This is a genomic window from Aerococcus agrisoli, from assembly GCF_003797145.1.
GTDB lineage: Bacteria > Bacillota > Bacilli > Lactobacillales > Aerococcaceae > Aerococcus > Aerococcus agrisoli.
The window spans coordinates 1-1,730 of the sequence record NZ_RKMG01000065.1; the positions used below are offsets into that span (position 1 = coordinate 1).

General features: G+C 35.0%; 2 protein-coding genes. Both read right to left on the reverse strand.

Going from position 1 to position 1,730, the window contains the following annotated elements:
* Window positions 1–89: 89 nt before the first annotated feature.
* Window positions 90–941: an IS3 family transposase gene (locus EF384_RS09460; protein ID WP_123781452.1), complete on the reverse strand. Its 852-nt coding sequence runs from the start codon at window positions 939–941 to the stop codon at window positions 90–92.
* Between the two features lie 20 nt (window positions 942–961).
* Window positions 962–1,657: a helix-turn-helix domain-containing protein gene (locus tag EF384_RS09465; RefSeq protein ID WP_123781454.1), complete on the reverse strand. Its 696-nt coding sequence runs from the start codon at window positions 1,655–1,657 to the stop codon at window positions 962–964.
* Between the last annotated feature and the right edge of the window lie 73 nt (window positions 1,658–1,730).

Sequence of the window (1,730 nt, forward strand, 5' to 3'; positions counted from 1 at the left end):
TGAACCACTCCCCGTCAAGTAGACAGGTTAAAAAACAAAATAATTGTTTACCCTACCACGTTGAATAAGATGCTCAACGTGGTATTTTTTTATGAGGCTAAAGAACGGTACTCCGAAGGAGTTAAACCGTTAAATTTTGGTACATAACGCTTATGCATATAAAATTGAATGTAATCATCGATTCCGTTTATAAGATGATCATAGGTATCAAAATCATGACGATAGTAATATTCTGCCTTCATTGATCCCCAAAAGGATTCAATAGGTTGATTATCCAAGCATTTGCTTGGACGTGACATACTAGTTTTGAAACCAAATTGATTTTTAAGGGCAAAATAATCATTAGAAGTATATTGATACCCTCGATCACTATGAATAATTGGATGTGCAGCTGGATTTTTTTGCATAGCTAACTTGATGGTATCCATCACTAATTTATTATCGTTTCTTTGACTAATGATATAAGAAACAATCGATAAATCATAACGGTCTATAACTGCACTGATATAAGCTTTTTCATGATTGCCATAAAATAGGTAACTCACATCAGTAAACCATTTCTGGTTCGGTTTCGAAGCTTCAAAATCTCGGTTAATAGTATTTTCTGAGATATGTAGAGGAATAGATTTTGTCCACTCTGGTTTTTTCTTTCGAATTTCAGATTTCAACCCCATAGAACGCATTAAACGGCGAACCCGTTTTACATTAACAACCTCATTCAATTCACGATAAACAGCCCATTTCATCCGTTCTACACCGTAAATACCATGAGATTCGTCAAATATTTTCTGAATAGATGCAGCTAATGCCTCATTCTTTTTTTCTGCGTCTGATGGACATCGATGTAACCATTTATAGTAGGAACTTCTACTAACCTCTACAGCTTTACATAATTTTGAGACAGAATACCCTTTTTCTTGATGGAGCTCAAACACGACAATGTATTGTGTCTCTTGACGACTTAGCGAAAATGGTCGTACCTTTGATTGAGCTCTAACAACTTTTTTTCAATATCTTTCTGCATTTCAAGATATTCATTTCGTGCTTCAAGTTCTTTAATACGAAATTTCAACCGTTCAGTATCCGTTAATTCGTTCTCTGGTTTATTTTGACCACGAAGATCTTTAAGTCCGTCGGACCCTTTAAGTTGGTATTTTTTAACCCATGAATAGATTTGTTGGTAAGATACACCATACTTTTCAGTAGCCCCATCATAGTCATTGTCTCTGGCAATAGTAAATTGTGTGATTTCCAATCGTTCTTCAAATGTTGTTTTACGCCCTTTAGTCATAGTGGTCTTAGATCTCCCCATACTCGTTGATTTTAGTTCTTTTCCACTATTATATAGGTTAATCCATCGTTGTAGAACTGAAAAACTGGAAATATGATATTTTTTCACCGTACTATTCTTAGAGTAACCTCGAAAAACCACGTCTTCAACCGCCATTTTTTTCAGGTTTTTCGAGTACCTTTTCCACGTCTTCGATTCCACTAGTCCTTCAAAACCATCAGCTTTATATTTGCGGATCCATGTCTGAATTACAGAACCGTGAAGGTTCATTTCTTTACTGACAAATCTTAATGAAGAACAACCGCCAAGTATTGGTTTAATGATGGCTAATTTTTCGTCTGCGCTTAATTTAACTCGTTTAGACAATAAAAAACACTCCCTACAAAATAGTTTAGAAATTTTTGTTATTTCTAGTGTCTACTTTGTAGGGAGTGTACCA